This window comes from Stenotrophomonas sp. STEN087 (assembly GCF_056759115.1).
This window is the reverse complement of sequence record NZ_JBRRCR010000098.1, coordinates 1-14,071: the sequence shown is the minus strand read 5'-3', so window position 1 is coordinate 14,071 and position 14,071 is coordinate 1. Positions and strand designations below refer to the sequence as shown.

Sequence of the window (14,071 nt, the reverse complement as noted above, 5' to 3'; positions counted from 1 at the left end):
GGGGGGCGGCGCGGCCCGGGGGGCCCAAACCCCGCCCCAAAGCGGGCGGGGCGGGGGGGGCGGCGGGCCGGCAGATGCGAGACCCGCTCACACCACCACTTCATCCAGCGAATCGATGATCTTTTCCAGCGGCGCCGGCCTCCCCAGCAGGTAACCCTGCACCTGGTCGCAGCCATGCGCGGCCAGCCAGTTCAGCTGGCCCGGCGTTTCCACGCCCTCGGCGATGATGGTCAGCCCCATGCTGTGGCCCAGCGACAGCAGTGCGCGGCAGATCGAGGCGTTGCGCGGATTGGTTTCCACATCCGCCACGAAGCTGCGGTCGATCTTCAGGATGTCCAGCGGCAGGTGCTGCAGGTAGGACATGCTGGAATAGCCGGTGCCGAAATCATCCAGCGACACGCAGATGCCCTGCTCGTGCAGGCGCTGCATGGTCTGCATCGCCTGCGCCGGCTTGCGCATCAGGCTGCTCTCGGTCAGCTCCACGTGCAGTGCGCCGCGGGCCAGGCCGAACTCCTTCTGTGCGCGGGTGAACTCGGCTACCAGGTCACTGTTGAAGAACTGCACCGCCGACACGTTCACCGCGATCGACAGCTCGCCCCAACCGGCATCCACCAAGCGCCGCTGTGCCTGCGCGGCGGCGCGGATCACCCAGCGCCCCAGCGCCAGGATCAGCCCGGTGTCCTCGCACAGCTGGATGAACTCGCTGGGCGGAATGAAACTGCCATCGGCCTGCGGCCAGCGCAGCAGCGCCTCCAGTGCCGCCGGGCTGCCATCGCTGGCATGGCGGATCGGCTGGAAATACAGCTGGAATTCGTTGTCGATGGCGGCATGGATGCGCGCGGCCAGGCGCAGGCGGTCGGCCAGGCGGGTGGTCACCGCAGTATCGAACCAGGCCACCACGTTGCCTTCGGCGCGCGCGGCATGCGCAGCCTGCGCGGCCATGCCGATCACCTGCTCGGCACTGTGGCCATCGCCCACCGCATGCACGGCCACGCCGATGCGCGGCTCGAACTGGTGCAGCGAATCCTTGCCGCGCATCGGCGCCGAGACGATCTGCAGCAGGTCATCCAGCGCCCGCTGCGCGGTGTGCTCGCCACCGATGGCCAGCACGAAGTCCTCGGCCGGCTGGAAGGCCAGCGTGCCGAAGCGCGCGCCCAACCCGCCCAGGCGCAGGGCCATCGACTGCAGCACCGCATCGCCGATCTCGCGGCCCAGCGTATCGGCCACCAGCCGCAGGCCGCGCAGCTGCACGTAGGCGATGGTGTAGGCGCCTTCCTGTGCATCCAGCTGCTCGGTCAGCGCGCGCACGGTCAGCAGGCCGGTATCCGGGTTGTGTCGCGCGCGGTAGGCCAGGTCGCGCTCGTAGGCCAGGCGCTCGCTGACATCCTCGGCCAGCACCAGGCAGGCGGCGCGACCGTCGAAATCCAGCATGGACAGGTGCGCACGCACCTCGAACTCGCTGCCATCGCGGCGCCGGTGCATGCGCACCGTCGACTCCGGCAGCCCATCCACGCGCGCCCGTGCAATGGCACCCATCACCTCGTCCCACCCGCCACGCGGACGGATGTCGAGGATGCTCATCTGCAGGAATTCTTCGCGGCTGTAGCCGTACTGCTCGACAGCTGCTTCGTTGACTTCAAGGAAACGCAGGCTGCTCGGATCGAACACCCAGAACGGTGCCGGGTTGCGGTCGAACAGCAGGCGGAAGCGGCGCTCTGCACGACTCATCTGTTCGCGCGCACGGTAGCGCTCGGTCTGGTCGGTCAGCGCGCCGATCATGCGGCGCTGGCGGTCGGCCACTTCCACCCGCTGGCCGCGCGCGGCCACCCACCGCACCTGGCCACCGGGCAGCACCAGGCGGAATTCCTCGTCCAGTACCGCGTCGCCGGCGAACGACTGCTCGAACGCACGCTGCAGTCGCTCACTGTCCTCGCGGTGGACGCGGGTAAAGAAGTCGGACAGGGGCAGCGAGTCTGCCGGAATGTCAAAGATCTCGCGGGCCAGCGGCGACCAGTGCAACTGCGCGGCATCTTCGTCCACGTGCCAAGTGCATACCCGGCCGACCTGGTTGGCCAACGCAAGTTCGGCACTGCCGGTGCGCAGTTCCTCGGCCATCGACTGATGGCTGCGGGTGCTGCGGCGCACCGCGTACAGCAGCACCAGCAGCACGCCGATGTAGGCCAGCACAATGGTCACTGCTGCCTGCAGGTAGGGCCACCAGGGCGCCAGCACATCCTCGTCGGCCAACCCGACCTGCACCGCCAGCGGGCTGTGCTGCAGCGTGCTGATGGTGGAAATACGCGGAATGCCATCTACCGCGCCGGGGATGCTGCCCAGTTCCACCACGGCAGCACGACCCAGCAGGTCGCGTCCCGGCAGGAGATAGCGATGTCCTACCGTCGCCTGCGGGTCCGGCACCCGTGCCAGCATGGCACCATCCCGGTCACTGATCGACACCAGTCCATGGGCGCCGACGTCCAAGCCACTGACAATGCGCTGCAGCTCCTCGCAGCGCAGGCGTGCCAGCAGCCAGCGGTCGCCTGCCATCGGCAGCGCCAGCGGCACCACCCAGCTGCCATCGATGACCTGCTGCGGCGGGCCGAGGTACAGCGCGCTGCCCTGCCCGCGCCGCTGCGGGTCGGTCCACAGCGGCAGCTGCAGGTCGCCCTTGCCGGCGGTCAGCGCGCGGCCGTAGGTATCGAGCACGACGATGCTGTGCAGTTCCGCGTGGCGGCCCAGCACACCGTCGATGGACGCATCCAGCAGCGCCGGGGCCTGCGCCGGCACGCTGCGGAACAGCTGCGCGGCATCGGCGGCAATACCGCTCATGGCCCGTTCCAGGTTGCGCAGTTCCATCGCCAGCAGCCGCTCGGTGCCCACGGCCATGGCACGGCTCTGCCGCTGCGGGGCTTCCAGCCGACGCTGGTAGTCGTTGGCCAGCATCACCGCCAGCACCACGGCCAGCAGGACGCCTACGGCGATGCCGCCCCAGGTGATGGCGCGCAGCGGCCGGGCCAGCGCGTGCTTCAACGCTGGCATCGGTCGGTGTTCCCTGTGCAGACGACTGGCTTCATGCGCGAACGATTCCTCCACATCCCCGACCAGAGCGGCCGCAGATCAGCATTCTTGACGCCTGGGTCTGTCCGGTGCGCCGCCTCCCCGCGGCTGCACCGGCATGCAGCCCCCAGCATGCACCACGTCGATGACGGCGTGAAGATCGTCGGCGCGTGTTCAGCCAGATCGCGCACAGCGCGGCCCCCGTGGCGGAGCATCCAGCACACGCGCAGGGGATTAGACTTGGGGTTTTCCCGTTGCAAGAGAAGTCCATGTCCAAGCTGCGCCGTCCCACCCTGGCGCTGGCCATCGTCGCCAGCCTGTCCCTGGCCGCCTGCGACCGCCCGGCCGAACCGGCCGCCGGCACCGCCGCGCCGGCCGATGCCACCCCTGCCCCGGCCAAGCCGATGCTGGGCAGCTTCGGCTTCGATGCCAGCGGCATGGACCGCAGCATCGCCGCCGGCGACGACTTCTTCGGCTTCGCCAACGGCACCTGGGTGAAGAACACCGAGATCCCGGCCGACCGTTCGCGCTTTGGCAGCTTCAACGTCATCGCCGAAAAGACCCAGGCCGATACCCGCGCGATCCTCGAAGGCGCGGCCGGCAATGCGCAGGCCAGCGGCGATGACAAGCTGATCGGCGACTACTACGCCGCGTTCATGGACGAGGCCGGCATCGAGAAGCGCGGTCTGGCCCCGGTGCAGCCGCAGCTGGCCGCGATCGGCGGCATCGCCGACAAGGCAGGCCTGGCACGTGCGCTGGGCGGCGACATGCGCGCCGACGTCGACCTGCTCAACGCCACCAACTTCTACACCGACCGCCTGTTCGGCCTGTGGGTGTCGGTGGACATGCTGCAGCCGGACCGCAACGCGCCGTACCTGGTGCAGGGCGGCCTGGGCATGCCCGACCGCGATTTCTACCTGGGTGACGGCCGCATGGCCGAGCTGCGCAAGCAGTACCAGGCCTACATCGCGCAGGTGCTGCAGCTGGCCGGCGTGGCCGACCCGGCCGGCAAGGCGCAGCGCATCCTCGCGCTGGAAACCAAGATCGCCCAGGCCCACGCCAGCCAGGAAGAAACCAACAACGTGACCCTGGGTGCCAACCCGTGGACGCAGGCGGACTTCAACGCCAAGGCGCCGGGCATGGACTGGGCGGCGTTCCTGGACGCAGCCAGGCTGGGCCAGCAGCAGGACTTCATCGTGTGGCAGCCGAAGGCCGTCGCCGGCCTGTCCAGGCTGGTGGCCACCGAGCCGCTGGATGTGTGGAAGGACTACATGACCTTCCACGCGCTGGACCGCGCCGCGGCCTACCTGCCGAAGACCTTCGCCGACGCCCGCTTCGCCTTCCACGGCACCGCGCTGAGCGGCACCCCGCAGCAGAGCGACCGCTGGAAGCGTGCGGTGGACGATGCCAACCACGCCGTCGGTGAAGCCATCGGCAAGCGCTACGTGGAAAAGCACTTCGACGCCAAGACCAAGGAACGCGCGGACGAGATGGCGAAGAACATCATCGCCGCCTTCGCCAAGCGCATCGACGCGCTGGCCTGGATGTCGCCGCAGACCAAGGCACACGCCAAGGCCAAGGTGGCCGGCCTGACCGTGGGCATGGGCTACCCGGACACCTGGCGCGACTACACCGGCCTGGAGATCCGCCGTGACGATCCGCTGGGCAATGCGCAGCGCGCCGAGCAGTTCGAGTACGCGCGCAACGTCGCCAAGCTGGGCAAGCCGGTCGACCACAACGAATGGGCGATGCTGCCGCAGACCATCAACGCGATGAACGTGCCTCTGGAGAACCGCCTGGTGTTCCCGGCCGCGATCCTGCAGCCGCCGTTCTTCGACGGCGCTGCCGACGACGCCGTGAACTACGGTGCCATCGGCGCGGTGATCGGCCACGAGATCAGCCACGGCTTCGACAATGCCGGCGCGCTGTTCGATGAAACCGGCAAGCTGCACAACTGGTGGATGGCCGAGGACCTCAAGCAGTTCAACGCCGCCGGCGATGCACTGGCCGCGCAGTTCAGCAGCTATGAGCCGTTCCCCGGCGTGCACGTCAACGGCAAGCTGACCCTGGGCGAGAACATCGCCGACGTGGCTGGCCTGGGCACCGCCTACGACGCCTACCAGCTGTCGCTGCAGGGCAAGCCGGGGCAGACCCTGGAAGGCTTCACGCCGGACCAGCGCTTCTTCCTCGGTTTCGCCCAGGCGTGGCGCAGCAAGAGCCGCGAGCAGGCACTGCGCAACGGCCTGCTGACCGACGTGCACGCACCGGGCCAGTACCGTGCGCTGACCGTGCGCAACATCGACGCCTGGTACCCGGCGTTCGAGGTGAAGGAAGGCCAGAAGCTGTACCTGGCCCCGGACAAGCGGGTCAAGGTGTGGTGATGTGATGCAGACGGGCGCCGCAAGGCGCCCGTTTTTTCTGGATGCCGCGTTATCCACGCATGGCGTGGATCTACTGCTGCGCGGCACGGATCCGTAGATCCACGCCATGCGTGGATACACAGCATCGATCTGTAGATCCACGCCACGCGTGGATGCGCACCATCGATCAACCCACCGCCGGCCACTCCCGCAACACCTCCACCGGCACGCCCACGCGTGCGCAGGCGCGCGTGGCCAGGCCATCGGGCAACGCGCGGCGGAACAGCGGTGCCATGCCCTGCATCAGCTTGGCCGACGCGGCCGCCTGCGTGCGCTGGCCGGCACTGCGTTCCAGCATCGCCTCGGCCCAGTCGGGCAGCAGCGCGGCACCGGCGCCGAGGAACACCGCGCGCGACAGGCCCGGGATCGGCACCGGCAGGTTGACCGCCGACAACACCTCCAGCACCTCGCGCGACCGAGCATCGGCCAGCAGCTCCGGCTGCCGCGCGCAGAAATAGGCGGCCACCTCCGCTTCGCTGCGCGGCACATCCACCGCACCCAAGGCCTCGGCCACGCAGCGGTACTCGTCGTAGTAGCGGTCGGCAATCTCCACCGGCACCTCGCGGCCGTAGCGGCGATAGCCCTGCAGGAAGCCGAATGCCTCGGTCACGTGCACCCACGTCAGCAGCTGCGGGTCGTCAGCCGCGTAGTCTTCGCCCTGCGCGGTGCGGCCGCGGATCTGCGCATGGATGCGGCGCACCTTGGCCACCAGCTTTTCCACTTCGGCACTCGGCGCGTAGCTGGTGCCGGCGACGAACGCGGTGGTCCGGCGCAGGCGGCCGACCAGGTCCTGGCGGAAGTTGGAATGGTCGTACACGCCGGCCAGCGCGCGCGGGTGCAGGGTCTGCAGCATCAGCGCACACAGGCCGCCGGCCAGCATCGAGGGCAGCTCGGCGTGCATGCGCCAGGTCACGCTGTCCGGCCCGAACCAGCCCGGGTCGCCCAGCGGGTGGTCATAATCGATGCCGCTCTGGCCGCGCGGGAAGGCATCGAGCACCCAGCGCCGGATCGGCGCGGTGACGGGGCGGGAAAGGCGGTGCAGCAGCGGCGGCATCTTCGGTCCAGGCGGTGGCGGAATCGGCCGCGGTCTGCGCGGTCAGCCTCGATTCTGGGCGATACGGGCCGATGCAGCGAGCCCGTCGGCTCAGCCACGGTTCCATGTGCAGCCGCAGCACATTTCACCCTGCGACATCTTGACGCAGGCTTCCGGCGCGATGCTGCGCCGCATCAACATTCACCCATTCAGACAAAACCCTTACGGCGCTAGGCATTCCACCCATTGCACGGCCCGCTGGAAGTGCTAGAACTGAACCCGCCACACCGTCCAATGCTGATCGACGCACGTTCCACAAGGGAGCCAGCCATGATTGCTTTGTTCAAGGGTTTGGGACTACTGCTTCGCGACAACGAGCTCTACCACAGCCCGTTCGACAAACAGGTCGCGCACTGGCGCAACCTCAGCGAGCAGCAGATCCGCGAAGAAGTGGCGGTGCTGGCCCAGGCCAAGTGCCAATGGCTGATCGCCTCGATCATCGGCTGGCAGGCGGCGTCCCTGCTCATCCTCGGCCTGATCGCCAACTACCTCTGGCGCGACGATTACCACATCACCTTCACCCGCGTGGTCGTGGTGTTCGGTTCGTGGGTGTCGATCCTGTTCGTGATCTGGTTCATGGCCAACATGTTCGACCAGCAGGCCGGTTTCGAGCGCTGGATGAAGGCATTCAACAGCCGCGCCCGCATCACCTCCAAGGCGGACAGCGTCGAGTGCGTTGCCGAAGCGCTGGACCTGGCCGAGCACTACCCGGAAGTGCTGGACTACAAGCAGGCCGTCACCACCCGGCGCGAGCTGCGCCACGAGGACATCCGCATCATGACCGAGATCGGGCGCATGCGGCAGCACTCCGAACTGGTCGGCCGGCTCAACCATGTCGGCGAAACCGAACACCACCACGATCTGACCCTGCAGCCGGCCTACTGAGGCTGGCCAACAGGTCCAGGGAAGCGGGGGGAGCCACAATGCCACCGTGCACTGTCACGGTGGCATTGTTCTTTCTACATGCCGCGGAACAGGCTCATGAACGGCTGGCTGACCACCAGCGTTTCCGGACGCTGGCGCAGGCGCAGGACGCCACGGCCGGTGTCGTCGCGGCTGACCGCCGCCACTGCCTTCATGTTGACGATGGTCGAGCGGTGCACCTGGCGGAAGTGCTGCGGGTCGAGCACTTCCAGCAGTTCGCGCAGCGGCGTGCGCAGCAGGCTTTCACCGGCGCTGGTGACCACCGTCGTGTACTTGTTGTCGGCGCGGAAATAGACCACGTCCTCCAGCATGATCAGCTGCGTGTCGCGGCCGTTGCTGGCGGTGATCCAGGCCAGCGGCGGGCGATCACCTGCGCCCTGTGACGGGCCCAGGCGCTGCAGCAGGCGTTCCAGCACCGCATCGTCCTGGCGCGTGTTGGGCAGCCGCGAAAGGATGCGCTCGCGGGTGGCCAGCAGACGCTCGTCGCTGACCGGCTTCAGCAGGTAATCCATCGCGCCCTGCTCGAACGCATCGATGGCGTACTGGTCGTAGGCGGTGACGAACACCACCTGCGTGCGCGGGCTCAGTTCGGACAGCGCGCGTGCCACCTCGATGCCGCTGATGCCGGGCATGCGGATATCCAGGAAAGCGATGTCCGGCTGCTTTTCGGCCAGCTGTTCCAGCGCGCTGGCACCATCCTCGCACTCGGCCACCAGCTTCAGTTCCGGCCACAACCGGCCCAGCTGTTCCACCAGCGACTGCCGCAGCAGCTCCTCGTCTTCGGCGATCAGGGCTTCAAGCGGCATGGCTGCGTTCCTTGGCCGGCTGCGGCAGGGTCATGGTGGCGGCGACGCCGCTGGGGAAATTGGCAACGATGGCCACACCGGCCTGCTCGCCGCAGGTCAGGCGCAGGCGCTCGCGCAGGTTCTTCAGGCCGATGCCGGTGCCGCTGGTGCCCTGGCCGAAACCCAGTCCATCATCGGCCACGGTCACCGTCACGTGGTCATCGAACGCTCGCGCCAGGATCCAGATCGTGCCGCCACCGGGCTTGGGTTCCAGGCCGTGCTTGATCGCGTTTTCCACCAGCGTCTGCAGGGCCATCGCCGGCATGTGCACGCCGTGCAGCTCGTTGGGCACCTGCACTTCCACCGCCAGCCGCGCGCCCATGCGGATGCGCAGGATTTCCAGGTAGGCGCGGGTGCGCTCCAGCTCCACACCGAGCGTGGACAACGATTCGTCCACCTGCGGCAGCGAACTGCGCAGGTACTGGATGAGGTGGCCGAGCATCTGTTCGGCACGGCCGGGATCGGTGCGGGTAAGCACCTGCGCATTGGCCAGGGTGTTGTAGAGGAAGTGCGGTTCCACCTGCGCATGCAGCAGGTTCAGGCGGGCCACCGACAGTTCCTTTTCCACCTGGGTCTGTTCGGCGGCGGCCTGCTCGTCGCGGCGCTGGTCGGCCACGCGGCGGGTGATGGCGCGGGTGACGGCCTCGGCGTTCTCGAAATTGCTGCCCTCATCCAGCGCCAGCAGGTCGGCCCACCAGCCGGCATCGGGCTCGAACAGCAGGGTGACGGTGCTGGTGCCCTGCCCCGGGGTGACCGTGGCCTGCACGCTGTTGCGCTTGATGGCCAGCCGCGCCGGCAGGTTCCAGCGCGAGGGCTGGCGGCCATTCCAGGGATCGACGCGGCGCACGTAGGCGCGCACCTGCAGGCTGCCGGCGGCGCTTTCCACGTCTTCCACCCGCGGCAGTTCGGCCACGGCGGCCTCGACCAGGGCGAACGCAGGGCCGGCATCCAGCGGCACTTCAATCTGGCGGCGCTGGTGGCCGGACAGGGTGCTGCCGTCGAGGCGCCCGGCGATCAGCCACACGCGGCGCACGTGGGTGATGGCACTGCCCAGCGCGCTGATCATCAGGAACATCGCCAGCAGGCCGAAGATCCAGCCGGGGCCGTCGTTCATGCCGCTGAAGATGCCGCTCCAGACCATGCCGGCCACCAGCAGTGCCACGGCCCAGGCCAACAGGTGACGGAGAATGAGGGTGAGGCTGGCGATCACGGCAGCGCCTTGGAGGAAGGGGGTGAGCCGAGCATAGGTCGGCCCACCGGGCAAACAAGCGGCCTGCGACGAAGCCCCGGAAACCGGGGATGGAAGCGGTCACGGGAACGCCGGGCATGGCCCGGCGCTACCGGTGCTTCTTATTTGCGCTGGTCGGCGCTGCTGTCACGCACGGCGCGGAACGACTCGTCGGTGCTCCAGTTCGGCCAGCTGCGCGAGTTGGCCAGCTGGTTGCCCAGCGTGTAGAGCACTTCCAGGTCGCGGGCGGCACCGGCAAACACCCAGTCCGGCTGCCATTCGTCGCCCTGCTGGTGGTAGCGCTTGGCGGTGTAATCCTCCGACGCCTTCTTGCCGGCGGCGACGCCACCGTCCACCCAGTCCTGGCCGGCCGACCAGGACAGCGCCGGCACGCCGCGCTTGGCGAACGAGAAGTGATCGGAGCGGAAGAACAGGCCCGCTTCCGGCTTCGGGTCCGGGGTGTAGCGGATGTCCCAGCCCTTGGCGACGTCCTTCAGCTGGTCCAGCAGTTCGAAGCGCGCGGTGCCGTAGATGCCGAAATCACGCGACGGACCGAATGGCGACATGCCGTCCATGTTGATCGCCGCCACGGTGGTTTCCAGCGGGTACAGCGGGTGGGTGGCGTAGTACTCCGAACCCAGCAGGCCCTTTTCCTCGGCGGTGACCGCCAGGAACAGCAGCGAGCGCTGCGGACGCGGGCCCTTGGCGAAGCCGCGGGCCAGTTCGATCAGCGAGGCGGTGCCGCTGGCGTTGTCCAGCGCGCCGTTGAAGATGCGGTCGCCGCGCGCGTCCGGTTCGCCCACGCCGATGTGGTCCCAGTGCGCGCTGTAGATGATGGTCTCGTCCGGGTGGCTGCTGCCTTCCAGGCGTGCGGCCACGTTGTGCGAGGTGATCACTTCGGTCTTCACCGCGTACTTCGCATCCAGGCTGGCGCCGGTCAGCGCCACCGGGGTGAAGTCGCGCTGCTGCGCCTTCTTCTTCAGCGCCTCGAAATCCTGCCCGGCGGCGCGGAACAGCTCGACGGCGAGGTCGCGCTGGATCCAGCCTTCCAGCAGCGGGTGGGTCTCGGCGGGGTTGTCACGCACCACGTCGAACATGGTGTTGGTGTTGGAGCCGGCCACGGTGGCCCAGCCGTACGAGGCCGGTGCGGTCTCGTGCACGATCAGCACGCCGAGCGCGCCCTGGCGTGCGCCTTCTTCGTACTTGTACGGCCAACGCCCGTACCAGGTCATGCCCTTGCCGTCGAAGTCGCCCTTGCCGGTTTCGAAATCCGGGTCGTTGATCAGCACAACGGCGATCTTGCCCTTCAGGTCCACGCCCTTGAAGTCGTCCCAGTTGCGCTCCGGCGCCTTCACGCCATAGCCGAGGAAGACCAGCGGGGCCTTGCTGATGTCGACGGTGGTGGCGCCATTCATGGCGGCGCGCACGGCGATCTGCTTGCCCTGGTCGAGGGTGACGGTCTTGCCGCCCTGGTGCAGGGCCAGCTGCGGGGTACCGACGATGTCGCCCTTGCGCAGCGGCACGGCCTGGGTCCACAGGCGCTTGCCATCCTGCAGGTCGCCACCCGGCTGCAGGCCGGCGGCGGCAAACTGCTTGCTGAGGTAGGCAATGGTCTTTTCTTCGCCGGCGGTGGCCGGCGAGCGGCCCTCGTAGGCGTCGGAGGCCAGTTCCTTGACGTCGGCGGAGATCCGCGCGCCATCGAATTTCGGCGTGGCGGCCATCAGTGCGCTCGACACCGACAGGGCCAGGATGCCCAGTACTGCTCGTTTCATTGCTCTCTCCAGCAGGAAAATCCTTCCGGAGTGTAATGGGATTCGGCAGGGCTGCGCCCTGCTCCTGCGGTAGTGCCGGCCGCTGGCCGGCAACTCCAAAAGCAACAGCGGGCTATCCGTGGGATGGCGGAAACAAGAAGGGGTCAGATCCCTTTCCCCGCGGGAAAGGGCTCTGACCCCATCTGTGTGTTGCTTGAGCCTGTTACCAGTTCGGGTCTTCGGCCGGGGCGGCAGCGGGCTTGGGCTTGGGCTTCGGCTTGCTGGCCGGGCGGGCGCTGGCGGCCGGGGCCGCCTGGGCGGTGGCACTGGCCGGCTTGCTGCCCAGCTTCTGCCGCAGTTCCAGCTGGCCCGGACGGAAGCCGCCGCGCACGGCGTCCACGCCTTCTTCGATGGTGCCGTAGGAGGTCTGCGCGGCCACGCGGTCGATGCGGATGGTGCAGCACGGGTGTTCGCTGCGGCCCAGCGAGCGACCGGTCTGCGGATCCTTCAGTTCCTCACCCAGGCGCACAGCCTGCCAGCGCTGGCCGGCCTGCAGGCTTTCCCCGCCCTGGCTCAGCACCACCTGGTCGCCATCCACCGAAACCACCGATACCGGGAACAGCGTGGTGACGATGCTGGTGCCGATCTGGCCGGACAGCGATTCCATCATCGCCGCCGCCATGTTGCGGCCGTTGACCACGCGCGGCAGGGTGCTGGGGCCGGTCGAGGCGAGCTGGTGATCGAAGCTGTCGGACATCACCACCTGGCCGGTAGTGGCGTTGATCAGGCGCAGGGTGATGCGGCCACCGCCGGAATACGAGGTCACCTGGCGGTCGGACATGCGCAGGTTGCGCACGCTGCGCGGGTATTCGAAGCGTTCAATGGTCGGGATCAGGATCAGGTCGGTGGCCAGCTGCTGGCCCAGCCGCGCGGTGTCCTGCAGGCGCACGTTGCCGCTGTTGATGTGGTCGATCTCGGCCTGCATCTCATCGCCGAACTCACGGTCCAGCACGATGAAGCGCTGGGTCTGGGTGAGCGTATCGGACAGGCGTGCGCGGATCGCATCGGCCACTTCGTCGGCGGCCACGCGGCCATCGCCGACGGCGTAGCTGCCGGCCTTGGTGCGCGGCAGGGCCACGACGATCTTCGGCTTGCCCTGCTCGTCCGGTGCGCGGTACTGCGCGATCTGCGCACGCACGCGCACCTTCCAGTAGCTGCGCATGCTGCGGTGGGTCACGTCCGAATCGAAGGAGCTGGCGCCGCGCTTGGCATCCACCTTCACCTTCTCTTCGTAGTTTTCCTTGACGCTGGCTTCGGCCGAACCACCGCCGCCGGAAGCCTTCGCCGAAGCCTGGCCGGACGCACTGGCCGAGGCCTCGCCCTTGAAGCTCCAGCCTTCGTCGCTGGCGCGCACGCGGGCAATGGTCTCTTCGTCTAGCTGGCGCATTTCTTCCTGCGACAGGATCTCGTAGCCGAGCACCGCCCCCTGCGAGCCGGCAATCATCTGCTGGGAGAACGCGTCGGCGCGGATGTCGCCGACGTGTTCACCGTCCACGTCCACATGCAGGCCTGCGCGCAGGCTCTGCATCTGGCTGGCCACGCGTACGCCGTTGACCTGGGCCACGGCCGACTGCAGCGCCGACAGCACCGCCAGCTCGGGGGTGCTGCCGATACCGTCGGCCTCGCGCGCCACCTGGGTGGTGCCGCCGAAATCCGGCGTGCCACGCATCGGTGCGTCTGCCACCGGCGCATTGGCCTCCAGCGCGCTGGGGGCCTTGTCCTTGGCGGGGGCAGGCGCATCGGCCGGTGCCTCCTGCTTGCCGCAGGCGGCCAGCAGGGCGGCGAGCAGGCCCAGTCCGATCAATCGGGTCGTCGTACGCATGGGGAAGGACCTCGGATCAGAGCGAGTCGAGCATCGAGTCGGCGTTCGACGGCACCTTCACCTTGCTCTTCTTGGCAAAGGTCACCGCCGACTTGGTCGAGCCGTACAGGCCCTTGATGTAGCCCGGCGATTCCTTGGCCACCCACGCACCGGCAGCCAGCTTGCGGCCCACGGTGGCCAGCTGGGTGGCGCCCAGGTTCTTCATGCCCGCGGTGAAGTTGCTGGCTTCGCCGCCCAGCTTCTGCGCTTCGGCGGCCGAGGCCAACATCTGCACCAGGCCTTCGGCGTAGTGCTGCTTGGATTCGGCGTTCAGTTCCGGCTGCGCGGCCTGGCGCTCATCGATGGCGGCCTGTGCGGCTTCGCTGACCGACACCGACTTCTTCATCGCATCGACGCTGACCGAACCGGACGACAGCGCCTGGCGCTCGGCTTCCAGCAGCTGCACCTGCTCGGCCAGGCCGAAGGCGCGGGCGAACGAGGTCTGGGCCTGCAGCGAATGCGACTGCGAGCTGACGAAACGACGCACCAGCGCTTCCTGCGCGGCTTCGTCCGGCGCACCGGCACTGGAGGCGCTGCTGGATGCACCGGTGGCGGCACCGGCCAGGTCCTTCAGCTTGCCGAACTGGGCGTGCGCCGGCATCGACAGGGTGGCGGCGGCGATGGCCACGGCGAGAGCAGTAGTACGGATCATCGGAATTCCTTTTATTGGGAACGGCCGCAGTGCGGCGCGTGGGAAGACGGGAGGCGCGCCGCGCGGAATCCCCCCCCCGCCCACCACCAAAAAACCGCCCCCCGTGGAGTAAAAAGGGTTGAAAAAAATAAACACCCCACTTAATGCGCCCCCACGACGGCGGGTGTGAGGGGCCCCCGT

9 protein-coding genes are annotated in these 14,071 nt (G+C 68.2%); 2 read left to right on the top strand and 7 right to left on the bottom strand.

Annotated features, from left to right (window positions below):
* Positions 1 to 87 precede the first annotated feature (87 nt).
* Complete coding sequence (locus ACVOK1_RS18165) at positions 88 to 3,039, bottom strand: bifunctional diguanylate cyclase/phosphodiesterase (protein ID WP_481562851.1); 2,952 nt, start codon at positions 3,037 to 3,039, stop codon at positions 88 to 90.
* Positions 3,040 to 3,326: 287 nt separating this feature from the next.
* On the opposite strand from ACVOK1_RS18165, the gene ACVOK1_RS18160 reads away from it, so the two are divergent.
* A complete protein-coding gene (locus tag ACVOK1_RS18160) occupies positions 3,327 to 5,438 on the top strand; it encodes a M13 family metallopeptidase (protein WP_481562850.1) in 2,112 nt (703 codons plus the stop codon).
* Between the two features lie 166 nt (positions 5,439 to 5,604).
* Here the strand turns inward: ACVOK1_RS18160 and ACVOK1_RS18155 are convergent, their stop codons facing one another.
* Positions 5,605 to 6,531, bottom strand: coding sequence for an oxygenase MpaB family protein (locus ACVOK1_RS18155; RefSeq protein WP_481562849.1), 927 nt, complete (start codon positions 6,529 to 6,531; stop codon positions 5,605 to 5,607).
* Positions 6,532 to 6,840: 309 nt separating this feature from the next.
* On the opposite strand from ACVOK1_RS18155, the gene ACVOK1_RS18150 reads away from it, so the two are divergent.
* On the top strand, positions 6,841 to 7,455 hold the full coding sequence (locus ACVOK1_RS18150; protein ID WP_108767584.1) for a hypothetical protein: 615 nt from the start codon (positions 6,841 to 6,843) through the stop codon (positions 7,453 to 7,455).
* Positions 7,456 to 7,529: 74 nt separating this feature from the next.
* Here the strand turns inward: ACVOK1_RS18150 and ACVOK1_RS18145 are convergent, their stop codons facing one another.
* The 5 genes from ACVOK1_RS18145 to ACVOK1_RS18125 all read right to left on the bottom strand — a co-directional run bounded on the left by ACVOK1_RS18145 (position 7,530) and on the right by ACVOK1_RS18125 (position 13,891).
* Positions 7,530 to 8,300, bottom strand: coding sequence for a LytR/AlgR family response regulator transcription factor (locus ACVOK1_RS18145; RefSeq protein WP_108767583.1), 771 nt, complete (start codon positions 8,298 to 8,300; stop codon positions 7,530 to 7,532).
* Positions 8,290 to 9,549: a histidine kinase gene (locus ACVOK1_RS18140; RefSeq protein ID WP_481562848.1), complete on the bottom strand. Its 1,260-nt coding sequence runs from the start codon at positions 9,547 to 9,549 to the stop codon at positions 8,290 to 8,292. The genes ACVOK1_RS18145 and ACVOK1_RS18140 overlap by 11 nt, the downstream gene beginning before the upstream one ends.
* A 140-nt stretch (positions 9,550 to 9,689) precedes the next feature.
* The gene (locus ACVOK1_RS18135) at positions 9,690 to 11,339 is read right to left on the bottom strand and encodes a M28 family metallopeptidase (protein WP_108767581.1); all 1,650 of its coding nucleotides are present in this window, start codon (positions 11,337 to 11,339) and stop codon (positions 9,690 to 9,692) included.
* A 202-nt stretch (positions 11,340 to 11,541) separates the two neighbouring features.
* Entirely contained in the window at positions 11,542 to 13,200 is a 1,659-nt protein-coding gene (locus ACVOK1_RS18130) for a CsgG/HfaB family protein (RefSeq protein ID WP_481562847.1), read from the bottom strand.
* Between the two features lie 16 nt (positions 13,201 to 13,216).
* Entirely contained in the window at positions 13,217 to 13,891 is a 675-nt protein-coding gene (locus ACVOK1_RS18125) for a hypothetical protein (protein ID WP_406233209.1), read from the bottom strand.
* Between the last annotated feature and the right edge of the window lie 180 nt (positions 13,892 to 14,071).

Coding starts and splice junctions, on each gene's coding strand:
- ACVOK1_RS18165 (WP_481562851.1), bottom strand. CDS start 3,039: ATGCCAGCGTTGAAGCACGCGCTGGCCCGGCCGCTGCGCGCCATCACC.
- ACVOK1_RS18130 (WP_481562847.1), bottom strand. CDS start 13,200: ATGCGTACGACGACCCGATTGATCGGACTGGGCCTGCTCGCCGCCCTG.
- ACVOK1_RS18145 (WP_108767583.1), bottom strand. CDS start 8,300: ATGCCGCTTGAAGCCCTGATCGCCGAAGACGAGGAGCTGCTGCGGCAG.
- ACVOK1_RS18155 (WP_481562849.1), bottom strand. CDS start 6,531: ATGCCGCCGCTGCTGCACCGCCTTTCCCGCCCCGTCACCGCGCCGATC.
- ACVOK1_RS18150 (WP_108767584.1), top strand. CDS start 6,841: ATGATTGCTTTGTTCAAGGGTTTGGGACTACTGCTTCGCGACAACGAG.
- ACVOK1_RS18125 (WP_406233209.1), bottom strand. CDS start 13,891: ATGATCCGTACTACTGCTCTCGCCGTGGCCATCGCCGCCGCCACCCTG.
- ACVOK1_RS18135 (WP_108767581.1), bottom strand. CDS start 11,339: ATGAAACGAGCAGTACTGGGCATCCTGGCCCTGTCGGTGTCGAGCGCA.
- ACVOK1_RS18160 (WP_481562850.1), top strand. CDS start 3,327: ATGTCCAAGCTGCGCCGTCCCACCCTGGCGCTGGCCATCGTCGCCAGC.